This is a genomic window from Caldalkalibacillus uzonensis, from assembly GCF_030814135.1.
In the GTDB taxonomy this organism is placed as follows: Bacteria; Bacillota; Bacilli; order Caldalkalibacillales; family Caldalkalibacillaceae; genus Caldalkalibacillus; species Caldalkalibacillus uzonensis.
This window is the reverse complement of record NZ_JAUSUQ010000010.1, coordinates 1-20,482: the sequence shown is the minus strand read 5'-3', so window position 1 is coordinate 20,482 and position 20,482 is coordinate 1. Positions and strand designations below refer to the sequence as shown.

18 protein-coding genes are annotated in these 20,482 nt (G+C 43.9%); 3 read left to right on the top strand and 15 right to left on the bottom strand.

What is annotated here, in order from left to right:
- Positions 1 to 6: 6 nt before the first annotated feature.
- From J2S00_RS13195 to J2S00_RS13170, 6 genes are all read right to left on the bottom strand, one after another.
- The gene (locus tag J2S00_RS13195) at positions 7 to 441 is read right to left on the bottom strand and encodes a YaaR family protein (RefSeq protein ID WP_307340579.1); all 435 of its coding nucleotides are present in this window, start codon (positions 439 to 441) and stop codon (positions 7 to 9) included.
- Positions 420 to 842: a glycosyltransferase family A protein gene (locus J2S00_RS13190; protein WP_307340576.1), complete on the bottom strand. Its 423-nt coding sequence runs from the start codon at positions 840 to 842 to the stop codon at positions 420 to 422. Before J2S00_RS13190 ends, J2S00_RS13195 begins: the two co-directional genes overlap by 22 nt.
- An 80-nt stretch (positions 843 to 922) precedes the next feature.
- Positions 923 to 1,651 (bottom strand): response regulator, encoded by a 729-nt coding sequence (locus J2S00_RS13185; RefSeq protein ID WP_307340573.1) that lies wholly within the window; start codon positions 1,649 to 1,651, stop codon positions 923 to 925.
- Between the two features lie 26 nt (positions 1,652 to 1,677).
- A complete protein-coding gene (locus tag J2S00_RS13180) occupies positions 1,678 to 2,835 on the bottom strand; it encodes a sensor histidine kinase (protein ID WP_307340570.1) in 1,158 nt (385 codons plus the stop codon).
- Positions 2,836 to 3,078: 243 nt separating this feature from the next.
- Positions 3,079 to 4,287, bottom strand: a complete 1,209-nt coding sequence (metK, locus tag J2S00_RS13175) for a methionine adenosyltransferase (RefSeq protein ID WP_307340930.1) — start codon at positions 4,285 to 4,287, stop codon at positions 3,079 to 3,081.
- 203 nt (positions 4,288 to 4,490) lie between these two features.
- Positions 4,491 to 4,934 (bottom strand): hypothetical protein, encoded by a 444-nt coding sequence (locus J2S00_RS13170; RefSeq protein ID WP_307340568.1) that lies wholly within the window; start codon positions 4,932 to 4,934, stop codon positions 4,491 to 4,493.
- 223 nt (positions 4,935 to 5,157) lie between these two features.
- Here J2S00_RS13170 and J2S00_RS13165 point away from each other — a divergent pair, with 223 nt between their 5' ends.
- Complete coding sequence (locus J2S00_RS13165; RefSeq protein WP_307340927.1) at positions 5,158 to 5,358, top strand: aspartyl-phosphate phosphatase Spo0E family protein; 201 nt, start codon at positions 5,158 to 5,160, stop codon at positions 5,356 to 5,358.
- A 73-nt stretch (positions 5,359 to 5,431) separates the two neighbouring features.
- Here J2S00_RS13165 and J2S00_RS13160 read toward each other — a convergent pair whose 3' ends face one another.
- Positions 5,432 to 7,489 (bottom strand): S8 family peptidase, encoded by a 2,058-nt coding sequence (locus J2S00_RS13160; RefSeq protein WP_307340564.1) that lies wholly within the window; start codon positions 7,487 to 7,489, stop codon positions 5,432 to 5,434.
- Between the two features lie 138 nt (positions 7,490 to 7,627).
- Between J2S00_RS13160 and J2S00_RS13155 the strand changes: the two genes are divergently transcribed.
- The gene (locus J2S00_RS13155) at positions 7,628 to 8,269 is read left to right on the top strand and encodes a YigZ family protein (RefSeq protein ID WP_307340562.1); all 642 of its coding nucleotides are present in this window, start codon (positions 7,628 to 7,630) and stop codon (positions 8,267 to 8,269) included.
- Here J2S00_RS13155 and J2S00_RS13150 read toward each other — a convergent pair.
- From J2S00_RS13150 to J2S00_RS13115, 8 genes are all read right to left on the bottom strand, one after another.
- Positions 8,266 to 9,285, bottom strand: a complete 1,020-nt coding sequence (locus J2S00_RS13150) for a peptidoglycan recognition protein family protein (protein ID WP_307340559.1) — start codon at positions 9,283 to 9,285, stop codon at positions 8,266 to 8,268. The two genes, J2S00_RS13155 and J2S00_RS13150, sit on opposite strands and share 4 nt — an antisense overlap.
- 121 nt (positions 9,286 to 9,406) lie before the next feature.
- Positions 9,407 to 10,402, bottom strand: a complete 996-nt coding sequence (locus J2S00_RS13145; protein WP_307340556.1) for an LCP family protein — start codon at positions 10,400 to 10,402, stop codon at positions 9,407 to 9,409.
- Positions 10,403 to 10,638: 236 nt separating this feature from the next.
- Positions 10,639 to 11,649 (bottom strand): LCP family protein, encoded by a 1,011-nt coding sequence (locus tag J2S00_RS13140; RefSeq protein WP_307340553.1) that lies wholly within the window; start codon positions 11,647 to 11,649, stop codon positions 10,639 to 10,641.
- A 122-nt stretch (positions 11,650 to 11,771) separates the two neighbouring features.
- On the bottom strand, positions 11,772 to 12,752 hold the full coding sequence (locus tag J2S00_RS13135) for an S-layer homology domain-containing protein (protein WP_307340549.1): 981 nt from the start codon (positions 12,750 to 12,752) through the stop codon (positions 11,772 to 11,774).
- A gap of 36 nt (positions 12,753 to 12,788) precedes the next feature.
- A complete protein-coding gene (locus J2S00_RS13130; RefSeq protein ID WP_307340547.1) occupies positions 12,789 to 14,930 on the bottom strand; it encodes a SpoIID/LytB domain-containing protein in 2,142 nt (713 codons plus the stop codon).
- Between the two features lie 73 nt (positions 14,931 to 15,003).
- On the bottom strand, positions 15,004 to 16,779 hold the full coding sequence (locus J2S00_RS13125) for a S8 family peptidase (protein WP_307340545.1): 1,776 nt from the start codon (positions 16,777 to 16,779) through the stop codon (positions 15,004 to 15,006).
- A 25-nt stretch (positions 16,780 to 16,804) separates the two neighbouring features.
- Positions 16,805 to 18,037, bottom strand: a complete 1,233-nt coding sequence (locus J2S00_RS13120; protein ID WP_307340543.1) for an N-acetylmuramoyl-L-alanine amidase — start codon at positions 18,035 to 18,037, stop codon at positions 16,805 to 16,807.
- Positions 18,038 to 18,330: 293 nt separating this feature from the next.
- The gene (locus J2S00_RS13115) at positions 18,331 to 19,152 is read right to left on the bottom strand and encodes a hypothetical protein (protein WP_307340541.1); all 822 of its coding nucleotides are present in this window, start codon (positions 19,150 to 19,152) and stop codon (positions 18,331 to 18,333) included.
- A gap of 156 nt (positions 19,153 to 19,308) precedes the next feature.
- On the opposite strand from J2S00_RS13115, the gene J2S00_RS13110 reads away from it, so the two are divergent.
- Positions 19,309 to 20,388, top strand: coding sequence for a glycosyltransferase family 4 protein (locus tag J2S00_RS13110; protein ID WP_307340538.1), 1,080 nt, complete (start codon positions 19,309 to 19,311; stop codon positions 20,386 to 20,388).
- The last annotated feature ends 94 nt before the right edge of the window (positions 20,389 to 20,482 follow it).

The following is a 20,482-nucleotide window of genomic DNA, read 5'->3' as shown; positions in this document are numbered from 1 at the left end:
TGATCTTTATCCGTACAATTCAACCAAAAGCCCTTTGATCTCCCCCACCAGCGCCAACAGCTGCAAATGCCCCTCTTCTGTGGCCAATAGTTCATCGGTTAACTGCAGCAAATGTTCATCGACCTGCTCAATCAGGTGGTACACCTTAAAACGGCCATGGGCATAAGACCCTTCCCGCTCCGTCCATTTCAGGCCTCTCTGTGTGGCTTCCTCTATAAACTGTTTGACCAGCCGTTTATATTGAAACAGATGAGCCAAGGTGCGTCGTTTAACCAATTGCTCCCCGGCCGCTTCAATTTTTTGCAGTAAACCGGCCAGCGCTTCACGCTGCAGGCGAACTTGCATGTTGTGCATCACCTGGTTAAACGAAGTTTGCCCTTTCACACGATGCTCCTGCCTGGGGTGATCAACAGGAACATTTAACTTGTTTTGTATTCGCACAGGCAGTGCCTCCTCCTGAGATCAACCACTTTCATCTCTTTCCCCCGATGCTCCTGGCAGCAGACAGAATGGCTATGGAATTCCACCACCTGCTCGAGGGGCTCCTCTACTTGTGTTAACAGCTCAATTTGGATTCCCTTACGTTTAAATTTGTCTATAATAGCCAACGTATCATCAAGCGAACCAAAATCAATGATAACAAAGCGAAACTCCCGCCCCTCTATGCGGGACAAGTGGGTATATGAACGAATCATCCACTCAATCTGCTGAGCAGAATTGTAAGTTAAAATATAATAATCGACCCGAGGCGGACGAAACCGCCCATACCACCATTTTAACACAGAGAGGCAACCTGTGGCTCCCCCGTAGGCGGCCAGCAACCAAAGCAAGATGGTTTCCATCGCCAACCCTCCCCTTTGCTTTACAGTATGCACAGGGGACGGTTGGGGTGACGGCCGGAAGAAACTCTTAACGCTCGCCCCTATCGTTCAATATTGACCCAGCCGTTCTTAATCGCTTCAATCACCGCTTGGGTACGGTCCTGCACCTTCATTTTTTGCAAAATACTGCTGACATGATTCTTCACTGTTTTTTCACTGATAAACAGGGCCTCACCGATCGCTTTGTTGCTTTTTCCTTGGGCCATCAGCTGCAACACTTCAAATTCCCGCTTGGTTAAAAGCTGGTAAATCTCATATTCATCGCGGAGCTCTGACGGGTCGGTGACACGGATTAAAGGTTCCTCCCCGGTCCTCTCAGCAGTGTCCTGCTGCTTCAAACGGCGGAATTCTTCCACCAGCTTGCCGGTCACTTTGGGATGAATATAGGCGCCTCCTTCGTGGACGGCACGAATGGCCTCAGACAGTGCTTCAATATCCATCTCTTTCAACAAATAACCTTTGGCTCCGGATTGAAGGGTGCGGAAAACATAGGATTCGTCATCATGAATGGATAAAATAATGATCTTGGAATCAGGAGAATAACGCAAGACCGCTTCGGTTGCTTCCACCCCGTTCATGCCGGGCAGATTAATATCCATCAGAATGACATCCGGCTCAAGTTCCTGTACCAACTGAACTGCTGCTTCCCCATCTCCGGCCTGGCCAACCACTTCAAAGTCCTCTTCCATGTCAATCACCCGTTTAACACCTTCGCGGAACATGGTGTGGTCATCTATGATCAATATTCTAATTTTGTTTTCGCTGCTCATTATATATACCCCTCCCTGAGTGATGTTCAATTTGGATGATTGGCATCACTTGCCTTCTCTTTAATCGGAATTTTGATGACAATCTTGGTCCCACGCCCTACTTTGGACGACAGCTGAAGCTCTCCTTCCAAGAGTTTAACCCGTTCTTTCATGCCCAAGAGGCCAAAGCCCTCTTTGTGCTCTTGATCAGGGTCAAAGCCCCGGCCATTGTCCTGCACAACCAGAAACAGGGTAGAAGGATGGAACTCAAGTCTAATCAGCAAATGACTGGCCCGGGCATGCTTCAGTACATTGGTGATCCCTTCCTGGGCCAGGCGGAACAAGGCCACAGCCATGGCTGACGGGAGTTGGGGCTCCTTGCCGTACACATGAAACTCCGCTTTGAGAGAATGAGATTCTTCAATTTTTTCCACATATTTATGCAATGTGGGCACAAGACCCAGATCATCCAGTGCCATGGGCCGCAAATCAAAGATGATCCGCCGGATGTCACCTAACGTCTCTCGCAAATTGCGCTTTAACGTGGCGATTTCTTGTTTGACCTGTTCTGCCGTTCCCTGCTGATAAGCCCGATCAATAATTTCAGTTTGCAAAAGCACATTGGCCAGTGACTGCGCCGGACCATCATGAATCTCCCGGGCGACGCGCTTACGCTCCTCTTCTTGGGCTTGAATCACTTTTAATCCCAAAGCCTGAGACGCTTTGGCCTCTTCAATTATTTTGCTCATCTGACTCAAATCACCGGTCAGATAATGGAGAACCACACTGATTTGGGTAGCCAAATTTTGGGCTTTACCAAGCATGTCGTCCATCTGTTTTAAGCGCCGCTGCAGATCATCGCGTCGTTCCCGAAGCTGCCTTTCTTTTTCTTCAGACAAACGCAGTTCCATCTGCAAATGATGGGCCTGCTCGTAGATGCGTTTCAGGTCTCCCTCATTAAAGCGGTCAAAGCGGCGGCTGACTTCGGCCAAACGAACCCGGGCCTGGCGGAGCTCACTATCCAAACGGTCCGTCTTGGCAATGGCTTCAGCAATACGCTGATTGACCTTATCAAGTTCTAACTTCAGACGCTCCCGTTCTAACAAGGCTTGCTCGGTCAGGTCGTAAATTTGGCGCTGACTCACTTCCACAGTTGAGACCGTCTTGGATAAGATTTGATCCAGTAGGCGGCTATCCAGCGTCATGGTTTGTCCTCACCTTCATAATTCGATTATACACTTTAAATTCAGAACGTCTCCTAATTCTTTTAAAAATTCATACCTAAGCACTACGCTGCTGGCCAAGTTAGTTACATTATAATGGATGGCGGCCTGCCCGTCATGAATCTTCCGCTCACTGCCAAAAAAAAATAGGCCTTGGGAATCAGGCCTATGTTGTTCGCGCGGCACCATTCGGTCAAGATGCCGCTTTCCTCCTCATTTGTCTGTTTAGCTGTTCAAGCGGGCTGCAGCTTGCTTTAACGCTTCTGCTTTATCTGTTTTTTCCCAAGGCAAATTGAGATCAGTACGGCCGAAGTGACCGTATGCTGCGGTCTGACGGTAAATGGGACGGCGCAGGTCCAGCATTTTGATAATGCCTGCCGGACGCAGGTCAAAGTGCTGGCGAACCAGCTCAGCCAGATCCACCTCATCCACTTGTCCTGTGCCAAACGTATCAACGGCAATGGAAACAGGCTGTGCCACTCCAATGGCGTAGGCCAGCTGAACCTCCACTTTTTTGGCCAGCCCGGCGGCCACAATGTTTTTCGCCACGTAACGGGCAGCGTAAGCAGCGGAACGGTCCACCTTGGTCGGATCTTTTCCGGAGAAGGCTCCTCCGCCGTGACGGGCATAACCACCATAAGTGTCCACAATAATTTTGCGCCCGGTTAATCCCGCATCCCCTTGCGGACCACCAATGACAAAACGGCCGGTGGGATTAATGAAATATTTCGTGTTCTCATCCAACCATTCGGCAGGAACCACCGGCTTGATCACTTTCTCAATGATATCTTCCCTGATCCGGTCCTGACCGATCTCGGGATGATGCTGGGTAGAGACAACAATGGCGTCAATACGGACAGGTTGGTTGTTCTCATCATACTCGACCGTGACCTGGGTTTTCCCGTCCGGACGGAGATAATCAATGATCTCTTCCTTGCGCACCTTGCTCAGGCGGCGGGCCAGCTTATGGGCCAAGGAAATGGGCAAAGGCATTAATTCGGGCGTTTCATCACAAGCAAAGCCGAACATCAATCCCTGGTCTCCCGCACCAATCGCTTCAATCTCTGCATCGGTCATCTGCCCTTCCCGTGCTTCCAGGGCCTGGTTCACTCCTTGGGCAATATCAGGGGATTGTTCGTCAATGGCGGTTAAAACGGCACAAGTTTCCCCATCAAAACCGTATTTGGCACGGGTATAGCCGATACTCTGCACCGTCTCTCTCACAATTTTGGGGATATCCACATAACAGCTGGTGGTAATCTCCCCGGCTACCAGCACCAAACCAGTGGTGACAGACGTTTCACAAGCCACACGGGCATTGGGATCTTTGGCTAAAATTTCATCTAATATGGCATCGGAAATCTGGTCACAAATTTTATCTGGATGACCCTCCGTCACGGATTCAGAAGTAAATAAACGATGTCCTTTCTTCAGTGCCAATGGGCTCCCTCCTTGCACAAATTGTCAAGCACCTCAACCTGCACGGTATCAGACATATCCTATCCTATTTCGACAAACCTGTCAATGAAAGAAAAAAGAGACCAACTCACCTTAAGTAAGTTGGCCTCAACATTAAAACTTATGCTTAAAGGGGGAGGATCACATGTTAACCATAGTCAGAGAGCCAGGTCACACTTTTACTCAGTAACCACAAACGTGGCGCGCATATTGTTATGCTCATCCATCGGACCGCACACCACGCTGCAAGACAGGTCAAACTCACCAGGTTGATCGGCTACGAACGTAACCGGTTCTTTGGCTGTCAATTCAACGTCATAGCCAGCGATGATCGCTTCGTGATAACCTTCTTCATTTTCAAAGGTAATTTCTACGGTAGCACCCAACGGCACTTCGTACCGTTCTTGGTCAAATCCGAAATTATGGGCAGACACTGTCAGTTGCACCACATCCCCGGACGTTTCAACAGCTTCATCAGCTCCATTTTCTTCTGTCGCTTCAGCAGCAGGCTCAGTCGCTTCTGATGATTCATCTGCTGCAGGCTCATCACTTTGGCCGCAGCCGGCAAACAGGACAGCAACGGCAAGCAAAGTGACTGCTAACAGATAAAACCGCTTGTTCATACACTATCTCTCCCTTCAGTTTCTACTGTATCATCCCACACCGGATATGTCTGTGTCTAAACATTGACAAACCTTTGACAGGATGGTGAACAGGAAAATAGGCACTGAGAAAATTGGCGGATCCAATCTATTTTTTGGATATTTTGTCGAATGTATGGGATTTACTAGGAGGATATGGTAAGATGAAGGCATTTAAGACTAATTCAACAAGGAGAGGTCTCAGCTGAACAGAGGCGTCCGTCAAACAGATCTGAACAACCTTACCCATCAAATTGAGCAAAAGAGAGCGGAATTGTATAGGCTGATGGCCCGCTACCAGGACTTTCAGCATCCCCGGGTGATCGAAGCCAGTCAAAGCATTGACCGTCTCTTGAACCAATTAGACCGGGTAAAAAGAGACCAATTCCGTTCACATCAAAAATAAAAAAATAAAAATAGAGAAGCCAGGTCCTATAAGCAAACGTGATTGAACAGTACTGCCAGGAACTGGCTTTTGTTTACCCTTCATTTGGGGTAAATGTCACAATCAGATAATACTCTTCATTGACTTGATTAGCATAATAATCCGTGACCACGATATAGTAGCGGCCGGACCTTACCCTGGTGACAAACCGCTCCTCCCACGGAGGATCATCCCTATCCTCTATGTGCTCCTCACCTTCAGGGGAGTAAATCCTTAACACAGGATCCAAACGGGACGTGTGTACCGTTACAATCACTTCCATTTTACCTGGACCAGGTGCCTCAAAGGAAAACCAATCTTCAGATTTTTCCTCATGCAAAGTGCCGACAATGACCTCGCCATTCCCCTGTAAAGGATACGCTTCATCCGGGGAGTGGTTGGGATGTTGACTATCGGCATATATGTTAAAGGAATTGGTGATTTGATACGGCACAGGCGTTGTGCGCCGCTCCCCTTCATTATAAGCCAGCTTGATCAGCGATGTTCCCCGGGGAACTTCCAGAACGAGTCTCTCCTCTTTCTGGATGGTGAAGGTTTGGGCCATGGTTTCGTCTCCGTTGGGATAAAAGATGAGATCTATGCCTTCGTACTTGCCGACCAGAAGATATATATCCAGTTCAAGTGTCCCGTGGTACGGCGTTTCTACGTAAAAATAATCAAGATCTTCCTTGTCCCTCAGTTCAGAATAAACCATCGTTTCAATAGGGAAAGGAGCCGCATCGTCCGGAGAGTGATTGGCATAAATATCTTTGACCGGAGGGGTTGTCAAGGCCAGGCCAACATCGATCCGGCCATGACCCGTAAAGATGTCCCATCCTTCCTGATCAACATCTTCAGCTGTATAAAGCAAATGATTGCGCACTTCTATCGGGGTTAAATCAGGATATTGATGCATGATTAAAGCTGCCAGACCAGCCACCTGGGGCGCAGCCATCGATGTACCCTCCATCTTGGTAAAACCCCCGCCGATATCGGTGGTGTAAACAGTGCCGGGTGCCACCACATCCACTTCAGGACCGAAATTGGAATAAGATTCCCGTTCATCCTGATCATTAACCGCACCCACAGCCAGGACAGATGGGTAAGCCGCTGGGTAATTGACCTGCATGGCAATGTCCCGCTCACTTGAATTGCCTGTAGCAGCAATGACCAGCACCCCGTTTTCCCAAGCATAATCTACCGCTTCCCGCATCCACTCTGAATCGTAGGGGAAGCCTACAGATAGCACAATGATGTCGGCCCCATGATCCACCGCATGATAAATTCCCCGGGCCACATCAAATTCCGACCCGCTGCCATCATCCTGCATCACTTTAACCGGCATAATTTGCGTCGAACTGAGCAGCCCCCGATAGCCCCACTCGTTTTCCGCAGCAACAATGATGCCGGCCACTTGGGTGCCGTGCCCGTTATAGTCCTGCGGGGCAGGATCAATATCCTGTTTTGCTTGTTCCTCTTCCGTGTAAGTAACCAAGTTGGCCCCTTCCACTAAGAAATCTTTGAGTAACGGATGAGTTAAATCAACTCCCGTATCCACAACGGCAATGGTAATGTCATCGTTATGGTCAGCCACTTCCCAGCCCGCTTCGGCATTGATTTGCTGCAAATAGCCTTGCATTTCCCGCACGTGTTCAGGACTTAAGTTTTGTGGGTCATGCCAGCTCTTAATCTCCACCCGCTGATTAGGGCGGATATACTCAATATCGGTGCGCCGGGCCCAACTCTTGTACCAGTCCTTGGCGTCCACACCCTTCTCAAGGCGGACCAGCATAATTTGCAGTTTGTCGTCCACATCCACAATTTCAAATCCATCTGCTTCCGGTCTGGGGAACCCTGGTTTCCATTTAATCATCCATTCTTCATATTCCTCAAACGCCTCTGTAAATGGAAACTCGGGCGGTATCATCTCTGTCAGAGGCTGATCGCTGTCCAGCTCAATCTGTTCAACTCCAGCTTCAGACCCCTGCTCCATCCCGTTTTCTTCCACCAGGTGATCTGGCTGGCTGAAAACAGAATAGAACAAGATAATCAGGACCACAAAAGCCAGTCCACTAAACAGCAATGCCCCTCCATTTTTTAGCCATCTATTCATCATCAAGCCGCTCCTCGGTCTTTATCCCATTTGCACATTTGCCTGCTCGCGCTATACTTAAAGGTGTCTAAGACTATTGTAGCCTTAGGGCCAACATGATGGCAACCCATCTCATCTTTTTTGAAGGAGCGTATCTTGATGCTGGACAATTATCTCACTGTCAAAGGATTTGGTGAACGGGAAATCGTCATTGAAAAATCCCGTTTCATTGCTTATGCAAACCGGGCCGAATCGGAAGCAGAAGCGGTCCAATTTATCGATAAAATCAAAAAAATGCACTGGCAAGCTACCCATAACTGTTCCGCCTATCTCATCGGCGAAAACCATGAACATCAAAAAGCGAATGATGACGGCGAACCCAGCGGAACCGCCGGTAAACCGATGCTGGAAGTGCTTAAAAAAATCGGCCTGCACGACACTGTTGTTGTGGTTACCCGTTATTTCGGCGGCATTAAGCTGGGTGCAGGCGGCTTAATCCGGGCTTATGGCCAGGCCACAAAAGAGGGGGTTAAGGCCGCAGGAGTCATTCGGCGTCTGTTGCACCGGGAACTGCATGTCACTGTGGATTACACCTGGCTGGGCAAAGTGCAAAACGAAGTCCAAAACAGAGGCTTAACGATCAGCAACACCCAATATCTTGAAACTGTCACCTTAACCCTGCTTATTCCAACAGGCGAGGAAGACAAAGAGGCCCAGTGGCTGACCAACCTGACCAATGGGCAAGCACAACTTGAGTGGGGGGACTTGGTCTATGTGGATCAACCGGTGGAAATCCCTTAACGGGCAGTTAAGGCCCGATAAGTCTGCGGGCCAGCAATCCCATCCACTGCAATGTTCAGATCTTGCTGCGCCCGTCTGACCGCCGCCTCTGTTTGAGGACCATAAATACCATCAATGGGACCTGGCCGATAGCCCCGTTCAGCCAGCATACGCTGCAGGTCACGTACCTTCCTCCCCCAATCCCCCCTCCTTAATATTTCTCCTCTCCAGCTGGCTGCTGTCAGCGCACGGTAAGTTTGCGGACCAGCAATCCCATCCACTGCAATATTGAGCTCACGCTGGGCCCGTCTGACCGCCGCTTCTGTTTGGGGACCATAAATGCCATCAATGGGACCTGGCTGGTAACCCTGCTCAGCCAGCATACGCTGCAGGTCGCGCACCAACTCTCCCCTGTCTCCCCGGCGTAAAATTTGCCCGTTCCAGGAACTCGTACTGGATCTTACTTCTTCCCCGCCAGATGACGGTTGAGCTGAAGCCGGCTTTACTCTTGTCTGACGGCTCGACAGCTGCCCGCCTCCCCGAACACGTCGCACCTGTTCGATAAACCAGCGCTTGGAAATGCTGGTGCCCGGACATGTTTTTGCGGAATACTCCCGGTGAAAAACGATTCTGTCATCATTGAGGCCAAACCGCTCCTGGCAGGCAGCCACAGCATGGGCAACTGCATGAAGTTGGTCCCCTTCCAGCCGCTCCTCTCCCTCGTCAAAGTTACCAATCATTTCAAACATGAGCCCGCCCTGGTTATGGCCGGCAATACCGGCCGGATTCAACTCCAACGAACGTCCATCCCAAATATAGCCGTCTGGAGAAACGGTAAAATGCTGGGCAATATCCTGCCATCCCCTGGTTTGAGTATGATAGTGATACATGCCCTGAATGGTCCGCTCCCCCTGATAATCGCTTTTGCGCGGACGCCAAGTGTGATGAATTTGAATATGATCAATACGGCGCCGCACCTGAACACCGCGAAGATAACGCTTAAATTCCTGTATAGAATATCGTTTGAATGAACGCATCCGTTCTCTCCTCCTGATTTCCCACAAAAACAGATCCAATGAAACGAAGCTTTACTCCTTATTTACGAAAACAGCTCGGAGAGGGTGACAAGAGGAGAAAAAAAATATACGAACGTCCACGTTATTCCAAACGTCGCTTTAACTCCTGCTGCAGCCGCAAACGTTCTTCTTCATCAATAAACACATAGGAAATGCCCCGGATGTTGCCTACATCTGCCTTAACGGAAATGGTCTCCACCTGTTCAGATGTGAGTGTTGACAACTGATGAACCAGACGAACCATGTCCAAGACGGGAAGGTTGGTACGTACATGCTTGACTACAATCCCCATGATATCTGCCAGCTTAGTGATGTTTCTAATGTCCACAGCCTGATCCACCAACGCACGAATCACCTGTTGCTGCCGCCTGTTGCGGCCAAAATCCCCTTCCGCATCACTGCGGAAGCGAACATAAAGCAGCGCTTCCTCTCCGGAGAGGACCTGCTCCCCTTTATGCACAAACAAGGCTTGATTGCCGTCATAGCGGTGCTGATAAGACACATCCCGCTCCACATTAAGGCGGATGCCGCCCAGTAAGTCAATGAGTTGGATAAAGCCCTTAAAATTGACAGCCACATAATAATCAATGGGAATATCCAGGAAGTTTTCAATGGTGGCCAGTGCCGTTTCCTTACCATAAGCGTAGGCATGGTTGATCTTTTCGTACGTTCCACGGTTAGCGATGGGGGCGTAAGTATCCCGGGGGATAGATAAAAGGGTTACGGATGGATCTTGGGGACGTACAATAGCCAGCATAATCACATCAGAACGCCCCACAAAATTGCCTTGACGGTCATCCACGCCCAGCAATAGGACAGTGAAGGGACGGGGCTGAATTCCATCCTTTGCTTTGGAACGCCTTGTTTTAGGTACTTTCAGTGTTTGACCCGGCTTCACATTTGGCTTTTCCAGGCTATCTTGATGCTTATCTGTCTCCTTGTCTGTTTCTTCTCTTAGACTTATCAGTGGTTCCTGTGGGCGTTCCTCGCGAAAATCCAATTGGGAGGAAGTGAACCAAACTATACCGGCTAAGACAAGGGCGATGATAACAAAGCTGACCAACGCTCGTTGCTTCATGTTATTCCCTTCCATTCGATAAATGATGAATCAAACAAGGATCGTTAAAGATTCCTAAATAGTTAGCGAAGCTGTGTTTATTTACCGTATGGCGGCGGAGATTATATCTTTAGTTTTGTGGTTTAGGCTCGAAAATATGTCCCAGTATTGATCTTCAACAAAAAACTGACCTTTTCACTGGCAGGGCCAGCAAGGTCAGCTTAAGAACTGTAAATTATGGTTTAATCTTTTCCAGCTTAATAATTCTCTCCTTGCGACTGCTCGGACTGTTTTGTTTCAGTGACCATACTAGGTTCGAGACGTTGCTTCAGTTCCTTTTGGATACGGTACTGCTCTTCTTCATCAACGAACACATATGAGATGCCATCTATGCTTCCTACATCTACCTTAAATGAAATCGTCTCTACATCGTCTCCGGAAAGAGAAGAAAATTGCTTAACCATACTTAAAATTTCAGTCGCAGGAGTGTTTGTACGTACATTTTCTCCAACAACATCCAGAATATCAGCCACTTTGGTTACAGTGCGCATATCCAACGTCTGGTCCAAGACAGCACGGATCACTTGTTGTTGTCGTCGGTTGCGGCCAAAGTCACCTTCAGCGTCTGCTCTAAAACGAACATAATGTAACGTTTCTTCACCATTTAACATTCTCTTACCCTTCTTAAGATCTATCGTTGAATTTTCAGCCCATATATGGTAATACATGTCTCGTTCAATCTCAATTTCTAATCCACCAAGGACATCTATAAAATCTCTAAATCCATCAAAGTTAACGACTACCCAGTAATCGATGTGGATGTCAAGGAATTTTTCAACAGTTTTAATTGCAGTTTTAATTCCAGATGCATAGGCATGATTTATTTTATCATAGACGCCTTTGCCTGCAATTTCTGTATAAGTGTCTCTGGGAATTGACAATAACGATATCTTCTGCGTGTTAGGGTTAAAGACAGCTACCATTAACACATCAGAACGTCCCACAAATTGTCCACCTTCGTTATCAACTCCCATGATTAGCATTGTAAAAGCTTCATAATCTTTATGTTTCGTGATTTTATCATCATGATAACTGAAGTCGTCATCTAAACTTTGTATTTTATACCAAGAGAGAAATATTTTAGAGCCTATATATCCAGCATAGACCAAAAAAGAAATAAGAATGATCAGAATAGTAACCTTCAAGATACGTCTAATTACTTTATATCTTCGCTGTCTTTGATTTCTTATCCTATCTTGGCGCCTCATTAAAAATCACCTGCATAGATTCCTAATATTTTTTTCTTATTTGGCAATATATACTTCATGATACATTAACATTATAAGTGCTTCTTAACGGAGATGGAACTTAAAAGTGATTTAAACAGGAACTAGTTTCTTAATTTATAGAAGTGTACTTGGATCATTTCATCTGTATTGCCAGCTGAAAAAGTTACAGTCCAATCATCGACCTCAATGAAAGAGCTTTTTCTTTCTTCAATCACCGTTTTTACCGCTTTTGAGAACTTGCCAACATCCATTTTAATATTCATTTTTTCAAATATTTTATGAGCTAAATTAACATATTCTGGCTGAGCCTCATATAAAACAAAAAAATTATAAGGTGAATGTTCATGAAAATAATTAGCATAAATAATTTCTTTTTCGTTATCTATGACACCTAGTTCACGGGCCCATACAGTTAATCTGTAATCATAATTCTGATCAATTAGCCATTTTTCTACCGGAGTAAATATGTCAACAAACTCCGATTTGATGGCTGGCTCTTCGGATGGATGTAAAGGGCGCTTTTGTAAGTGATCTACTTTTTCTCTGAGATTAGTAATAAGTTTTAATGCTTGTATCCTGGTTAATTTTGTATTATAAAATGTTTCAAAGTCAGGTCCTGCAACCTCATTTAAGAGGCCCTTATCTAATAGCAACTGAACTGAACCATCTTCAGACAAATGGTAACCTAGTGCATTGGCCAAAAGAACAGACACATCAACCAAAGTTAATTCTCTCTGTCTCGAATCCTTTCCGAAGATTTTCCATCTTTGTGATTCCGCCCAATTGTAGTATTTTTTAATACCTAGCCTGTCATTATCCTCTTGTTCAGGATAATAGGCTCGATAAAGCATAGCCAGAAATTCGGCCTCTGTTACCGGCTTATCTGGTTTAAACGTTCCGTCAGCATAACCTGTTAAAAGTTTTTGTTTTACTGCTTGCTGAATAAAATCATAATTTTCATCATTGGGGGAAACATCCTTAAACAGCGTCTCTTGATTTTTTTTACCACTGTAAAATGTGATAACGAGTGGAATTATTATCATTAAAAATAGTAAGGCCACCACAATGTTTCTTTTGAACATCAGTCTTTCACTCCTACAAACTTTTGAAGGAAGCACTTAGTTGTGCTTCCTTAGTAATTCTTCGGCCTTTTGTCTATATTGATCACCATTAAAATATACTTCATAAGCAAGACGAGCTACTTGTTCTCTTTTTGCCAAGTCATTTGGGGCGTAACGCTCAGCATTATAGCCGTTAATCAAGCCGATCTCTGTGGCAAATATAATATTTCGTTTTGCCTGTTCCTCATTTGCACCCAAATAAGAAAGGTCTTTAAAAGATGTGTTTAGATTCAGATGCTGTGCTTCTTCTTCGTATCCTAAAGCCCGAACAAAAAATGTGGCCATATCCTTCCTTGTTAAATTGTCATTAGAACCAAATGTTGTTTCATTATATCCTTTCGTAATGTTGTTGACATAAAGGGCTCCTACTGCCCCTTTGGCCCAATCATGGACATCAGTAAATTTATAATTGGCACTAGGTTGTTCTGCTAATCTGAAAGCACCGGCAAGTAGTTTGGCAAACTCGGCCCGTGTAATGTTATCGTTGGGCTTGAAAGCCGCTTCAGGTTGATGACCGGTAATAACACCTCCCTCATAAAGTCGGGCAATTTCTTCTTTGGCATAGGAGTTCTCAATATCATAAAAAGGGTAGAAATATATAAAGTTGGATGTACGGTTAAAGTAATTTCTGGGATCATCGATTTTCCTTGTTCCGTTTGAACCCTGCACTGTAACTGTTCTGGCTCCCATTCCCGGGGTGCGTTCAACTGTAATGTCTTGAATACTTCCGACACCTGGATCCACAGTAATAGGTGCCCAGCGATAATATGATAAGCTATGTGGGCCATCACCATTATTATTGGAGTGCTGTTCGGGAATAATGACACTTCCAGAAGGCAACTTAAATTCATCTTTCCTGGCTGTTAAATAAGGATGACCAGCCGGGCTCCAAGCCTGTTCAATCCAGCCGCCATTACCGGCACTATAAACCGTATCAGCTACTTTTCCACTGTAAGTAAGCACATAACCTGCCGTTTCTTTTACCACATTTTGGATCTTTGGACCATAGGTCGAATCAGTATATCTTCCGTAGTAAGCCTGGTGTACTATGGAATCAACCATATTAAAAGATCTGTAAGCTGCATATGATCTCGCCGCCACGGCCTGTGCTTTAAGTGCCTCCACTTCCCAAGAGGCCATTGCTTCATAAGGCACCACACCAATCAAATAGTCATGTAACGATACCTTGTTTTGGAGTTTGATACCATTCCCTGACCGGATAAATATCAAAGTTCCTTCATATTGGCGGGGTGTTTTGCCGTCCCTATGTAGCAGATTCTTAACAATAGAATATCCTTTGTTATTAGGTTGCAACGTCAATTGACTGACCCCTTGCGGAAAGTCACTCGTAGTAACTTGATAATCTTGATTGGCCGGGATCGTCTTTACTGGGTTATTGTTATGATCAACAAGCACCCCGCCATTAGGAACATTAATAGTCCAGGACGTTCTGGAACTCCCATCACCGATTTCAGAATCGTAATCTAGCGTCACCGTTACCATTTGATTTTGGTCATCATATTTTTTTTCATATTTTGTCCCCGGATAATAGTGATTTAAAATATTCCTAAAACCGACACCTTTTATGGTAAGACCCTGTGCTCCCCATTGGGACATGCCAATGCGGTGTCCATTGCCCCCGCCCCAGACATTAAGTAAATTGTTAGCTGACATTTTTTCAATTTTACTGGACTTACTGACGCCTTTGATTGATTCTATGAGATTAGAGATATTTTCTTCAGCAGGAATAAAAAAGTAGATGGGGATTTCTTGCTCAGTAGACTTCGGCTGGATGAGATGTTTTAACCTGTTGTCATTACCGTGAATAAGATGATGATTATTTCCTTCCTGTGTATATACAGCTGGTCCATTTGTTAATACTTCTATTTCCACTGCATCTTTACCACTGTCCAACTGAATAATAAGGTAGCCCTGTCGTCCTGTCACTTGCCACTTTCCATTGTCTTCAGGGAGAATGAAGTCATGTTCAATAATCGTAAAGCCCTCTCCCACAAAATCATATTCCGGTGTTTCATCCTGTTGTTCAGCCTTGACAGTATATCCTAGTCCACCTAACCCTATGAGGCAGACTAAGATAACAATAGAAAAATAATGATAGGGGTGGATGACTCTCTTCATAATTAATAATCTCCTCCTGCTTGTTGATTTTTCACACCAAATTAGAATTTTAATAACATCCGATTGTTTATGGTTAATTAAGTTCTTCAGCCTTTTGGCGGTAATAATCTCCCCTTGTGTACAACTCATATGTGAGTCGAGCAGCTGCCTGACGCTGGGTAGTGCCTTTGGGATCGAACCGGTAACTGCCATCTTGGTTTTGTATACCTCTAATCAAACCGATTTCAGCAGCCAATGCGATCTCGTTTTTCGACCAATTATTAAACAAATGGGCATCTGTAAAGTTTGAGTTTAAAGACAGTTCATCTGCTTTATTGGCCAATCCAAGTGCACGCATAAAAATTACTGCCATTTCTTCCCGAGTGGTTTTAGCCCGGGCGTAAAATTTGCCATCACCTTTTCCATACATTATTCCTGCCTGGCAAACAGCGGTAATGTAAGGGGCATCCCATCTGTTAGCGGGAACATCTGGAAAATCACAACCTTTGACGTTAGCATCGACTTGCAATCCAAGTGCCTCTGATATTAACTTAGCCATTTGTCCCCTGTCTATCTCTTCATCTGGAGCAAATAAGCTTTGGGTCTTGCCAGAAATGATGCCGTGATCATATAAGTACAGAATCTCAAATCGGGCATAAGATTTGTGTATATCTGCCAATACAGGTGTAAGATCGCTTTTCCTGTGAAAAGCAATGTGATTGGCATAATAAGCATCAGCCACACCTGCACCTACCCGTTTATCTGGAATGGGAAGAGTACCGTTCTTTAGTATGGTCTTAATTTGATCTGGAGTGAAATTTCGGTCGAAACTAAGGATTTGGGAGACAATGCCTGTGACAATAGGTGCAGAAAAACTCGTTCCATCCACAATAATAAAATGATCATCATGGGATGTGGAAATAATATCTACTCCAGGGGCACTTAAATCTACTGTAGGGCCATAACTAGAAAATGAAGCCTTCTGATTGTTCTGGTCTACTGCAGCCACTGAGATGGTCTCAGGGTATGCCGCCGGGTATACCTCAGCGTTACCACCTATCTCGGGATGATTACCGTAATTTCCTGCAGCAGCAACTATAATCACTCCTTGTTGATAAGCATCCCGCACTGCTTCATAAAGTGTGGACTTGTAAGGATCATCGGGCAGCACAGTACCTAAGCTTAAATTAATAATATCCGCTCCGTTTGCAACAGCCCAGTCTATCGCATTAACCACATCAAATATAAATATGTTGCCCCAATCATCTTCAACCTTCACCGGCAAAATGTAACTACGGCTCATACCTGCAATGCCTACATCATTATCTCTATTTGCTGCAATAAGACCTGCTACTGCTGTTCCATGACCTTCTCTATCAAATGTATCAGTCGTCCAATTTGTTACATTAAAACCCTCTAGAAGCCTATCCGCAAATAGGAAATGCGGATTGACCCCTGAGTCTACCACAGCGACAATAGGAGAATATTCCCCTTCAAACTCCCAAGCCGCCGGGACATTGAGCTGATCAATATGGTATTGAACATATTTACTTGAGGATAGTAATTCTACCTTATGATTCTTTTCTATTTTTTCTACACATCGATGTCGATAAGCACGCTGTAGTTGAAACTCATTTTCTTCCACATGTACCGTAACCACATTTCGATAAGGATTTTCAGCATTGACCTTACCAACTCCGGGAATAGAGGTTAATTCTTCATTACATTTTTCATCAGCCAATTTAATAATATATTCTTGGTGTTCTTTAGCGTGGTCATCATTAGCACGGACATCAATACTAAAGACAACAAATATGGCAAAAAAAATGACCGATAATAAAAGTATAGTTAACCTATTTAACTTAATCATAATATATCACATCCAAGTTTGTCTTTTAATAGTATTGCTTTTTCTCCAACCCGTGTGCCTTAGCAATGGCCTCTGCAACTAAATGTGCTAAATACTGCCTAAAACTTTTTTGCTGTAAGAGTGACGCATCATAAGCATGATCCAAAAATAGCAGCTCTAGTAAAATGGCTGGCATTGATGTATATCTTAAAACATAAAAGTTTGCCGTCTTCATACCTCGGTCTCTAAGTCCGTATGAATTTTGCAAATGAGTGGCGATATGAGTGTGTATTTGACGTTGCAAATCTACAGTTTGTTGATTATTTCCATATCTATAACTTTCAAACCCTGTTCCCCCACCAGCATTATGATGAATGCTGACAAAATAATCTGCAGACCAATTATTTGCCATAGCCACTCTTTCGGATAATGTGGGATATACATCTGTAGTTCTGCTCAGTCTGACAACAACCCCGGCATATTCTCTCTCCAAAATTTCTGCCGCAATTAGGGAGATCTCCAGAGCAATATCTTTTTCTTTGATTTTATTGATAGGACTAACAGCACCTGCGTCACTGCCACCATGACCAGGATCAATAAAGATCTTAACGGGTTGATGATTTTTAATCAGGTTGTTGGCAGCATTAGTATAATCCGCCCTTTTTTTATAAACCTGATAGGCTAAATGGGCCACTTGCTCCCGTTTACTGAGATCTCTCGGGCCAAAATGTCCATTTGTATACCCATTAATAAGACCAATATTATACGCAAAAGCAACGTGACGTACAGCATAATTAGATATGTATCGAACATCTTTTAATGGTAAGTTTAAATTTAACGACTCAGCTTGCTGTTGATAACCTAGTGCACGAACAAAGAAGACAGCCATATCTTCCCGGGTGAGATAATCATCCGCTCCAAAGAAGGTTGCTTCTTTGCCAGCGACAATATTAGCATTGACCAAAGCCCCAACAGCACCTCGGGCCCAACTATGGACATCTCTAAAATGTTTTGCTTTTTCGGGCTGATCGGGAAGGTTAAGAATACCCGCCAGTATCACAGCAAATTCCGCTCGTGTTATTGGATTATTTGGTTTGAATGTACCGTCCTTATGCCCTTTTATAATCCCTACATCGCTTAAAGCAATAATCGCATATTTTGCAGTCGAGTTTCCAATATCAGGATAATAAGCTTGTGCTTGTCCGCAAAATAAAGACGATAAAAATAGTAATAACAGGATAATGACCAGATACCTATTGTGACTTTTTTTGATTCTCATCCCCTGCAACTCCTTATAAACTTAATGCAATTTGAGACAAGTTTCTTAGACAGATATTATCAAAGTACGTACCCTTTTTCGACATATCTTTTCAATTTCCTTCCACGAAAAAGATTTTTTTTGGTACTTTTGTCCTTTTTTTGCTAAATGCGTATTTTTCCATCTGCCAGGGAACAAATAATACCAATATCCAAACAGTCTGATATAGTGTTAATGCCACCTGAAAGGTGGCATGTATCTCAGTAGTTTTGTCACTGCCAAGTTAGGGTTAACAAAGCAGATTATATCTCCATTTATTTCTTGGATATTTGTTTAATATATTCCGGAATCGCAGGTTCCTCATCAACAGTATAATTAGAATTTATACTGTAATATACATCAATGTTGTACTCAAATATATCGCCAGTGTCTATATTTTTAATCATGTAAGTACAATATGCCCTTTTGGGGATAGGAGAGTCAGGGTAAACCAATAGTTTTATTGTTCCTTGAAGAAACTCCAGTGGAAAGTGATGGTTGTCCGCTATCAAAATATCAGGAAATGTACGTGTTAAATAGTTAGGGTCAACCGAAAAGAACAAAACAACAAAGGGACCTCGGTTTTCAGAGCGGTAATGGTGTGCATAGCGGTTGATAAGCTCCGAGTTAAAAGGAAGTAGTTCCAGTAAATCAAAGGACTGTTTTTCTTGATAATTCCACTCATTTGTTACCCTGCTTTTTGTAAAATACATGCGGTTTTTGTAATATGCCTCCTTTATAGGCAAAAGAACGGTATTTCCTTCAAATTGCGGAGTCAGTGAAGTTTCTTTATCTTCATCATCATCAACAGTAGAAACGATCTCTTCAAACCGAGTTAAATTTTCATAATGTATGTACTTGCTCCAAGCATCATACACACCCCTGCGTTTAAACTGCCACTGATCGATTAAGTCAAAGTCTTTATCGTAATAGTTAATTGAAAAACCTGATTTAAAAGAAATAACACGAGTTTGATTAATGTGTTGAATTGTGTCAGTCAACAGTTGATCCATCGGATGTTTTTTTTGAATAGTCATTCCGACATAAACGGATAGTATAACTGCAAAAAAGATAGCAATCCATGTTCGAACTTTCATTGTTTAATTCCTTTCGCACATTTTTTCCCGATTTGAGAACTTTATTTGCCTGACCTTTACAATCTGCTATAATAAACATAGTTTGTATGTCGAAAGTTGTTTTAAAAAACACATTTTGCTAATCATATACTACTATGAATAAGGGAAAGATGCAAAATGAATTGGTTATTTTACTTTATATTACCTTTTTTGATCACTTTATGTATAACTCCCTTAATCAAAAAATTAGCCATCTTTATTGGTGCAACAGACCGCCCGAATGAGAGAAAGGTCCATAGTAAAACCATGCCAAGGTTAGGGGGCTTGGGAATTATTGTCGCTGTCACTTTATCTACCTTATTCTTTACGGACCTATCTCAAGAACCGGTAAAATGGATTATCATGGGCAGTCTTTTTATTGGTGTGGTGGGTATTCTGGATGACATATATGACCTCTCAGTTAAAACCAAACTAATAACTCAGATACTAGCTGCCATGCTTGTCGTCCACGGAGGTATACGAATAGAATTTATCAATTTGCCGCTTATCGAGGATCCGGTTTATTTTGGAAACTGGTCGTGGATCATAACCATTGTTTGGATTGTAGGTGTTACGAATGCATTAAATTTTATAGATGGCCTTGATGGATTAGCTGCTGGAGTCTCTTCCATTACATTAGGAACAATATGTATTATGGCCCTTATGATGGGTAACCTGTTAGTTTTTACATTTACCCTTATATTGCTAGGAGCAACACTTGGTTTCCTCTTCCATAATTTTTATCCGGCTAAAATTTTTATGGGGGACTCTGGTTCTCTTTATTTAGGCTTTTATTTAGGAGCTTTATCTGTCCTAGGTTTTAAAAATGTAACAGTCACTTCATTCATTATTCCCATTCTTATTTTAGGTGTGCCAATCTTTGATACGATATTCGCTATTATTCGGCGTTTTAGATCCAGACAACCTATTACATCACCAGATAAAAAACACTTGCACCACTGTCTTATAAATATGGGCTATTCCCATCGCACTGCAGTGCTAATTATTTATGGGATTAGCTCAATATTTAGCTTAGCAGCCATATTTCTAACTCAAACGACAATGTGGATTGGAAATCTTTTGATCATTTCATTGGTTGTATTTGTAATGATTGGAGCAGAATGGACAGGTGTTATGGGCAGCACAAAAAAGCCATTTTTAAACTTTCTCAGTCATTATCTCTTTCGAATTCCCGCTAAATTTAAGGAGCACCGTTGAAAAGAGCAGCGGTATGATGTCAAGAGACTAATTTGAACAAAATCGCTGCTTTAACGGAGGTGTAGCGAAAAAAGGCAATAGGAAACTAAGCCCA

Coding starts and splice junctions, on each gene's coding strand:
- J2S00_RS13190 (WP_307340576.1), bottom strand. CDS start 842: ATGGAAACCATCTTGCTTTGGTTGCTGGCCGCCTACGGGGGAGCCACA.
- J2S00_RS13185 (WP_307340573.1), bottom strand. CDS start 1,651: ATGAGCAGCGAAAACAAAATTAGAATATTGATCATAGATGACCACACC.
- J2S00_RS13180 (WP_307340570.1), bottom strand. CDS start 2,835: ATGACGCTGGATAGCCGCCTACTGGATCAAATCTTATCCAAGACGGTC.
- J2S00_RS13170 (WP_307340568.1), bottom strand. CDS start 4,934: ATGAACAAGCGGTTTTATCTGTTAGCAGTCACTTTGCTTGCCGTTGCT.
- J2S00_RS13160 (WP_307340564.1), bottom strand. CDS start 7,489: ATGAATAGATGGCTAAAAAATGGAGGGGCATTGCTGTTTAGTGGACTG.
- J2S00_RS13155 (WP_307340562.1), top strand. CDS start 7,628: ATGCTGGACAATTATCTCACTGTCAAAGGATTTGGTGAACGGGAAATC.
- J2S00_RS13150 (WP_307340559.1), bottom strand. CDS start 9,285: ATGCGTTCATTCAAACGATATTCTATACAGGAATTTAAGCGTTATCTT.
- J2S00_RS13145 (WP_307340556.1), bottom strand. CDS start 10,402: ATGAAGCAACGAGCGTTGGTCAGCTTTGTTATCATCGCCCTTGTCTTA.
- J2S00_RS13140 (WP_307340553.1), bottom strand. CDS start 11,649: ATGAGGCGCCAAGATAGGATAAGAAATCAAAGACAGCGAAGATATAAA.
- J2S00_RS13135 (WP_307340549.1), bottom strand. CDS start 12,752: ATGTTCAAAAGAAACATTGTGGTGGCCTTACTATTTTTAATGATAATA.
- J2S00_RS13130 (WP_307340547.1), bottom strand. CDS start 14,930: ATGAAGAGAGTCATCCACCCCTATCATTATTTTTCTATTGTTATCTTA.
- J2S00_RS13125 (WP_307340545.1), bottom strand. CDS start 16,779: ATGATTAAGTTAAATAGGTTAACTATACTTTTATTATCGGTCATTTTT.
- J2S00_RS13120 (WP_307340543.1), bottom strand. CDS start 18,037: ATGAGAATCAAAAAAAGTCACAATAGGTATCTGGTCATTATCCTGTTA.
- J2S00_RS13115 (WP_307340541.1), bottom strand. CDS start 19,152: ATGAAAGTTCGAACATGGATTGCTATCTTTTTTGCAGTTATACTATCC.
- J2S00_RS13110 (WP_307340538.1), top strand. CDS start 19,309: ATGAATTGGTTATTTTACTTTATATTACCTTTTTTGATCACTTTATGT.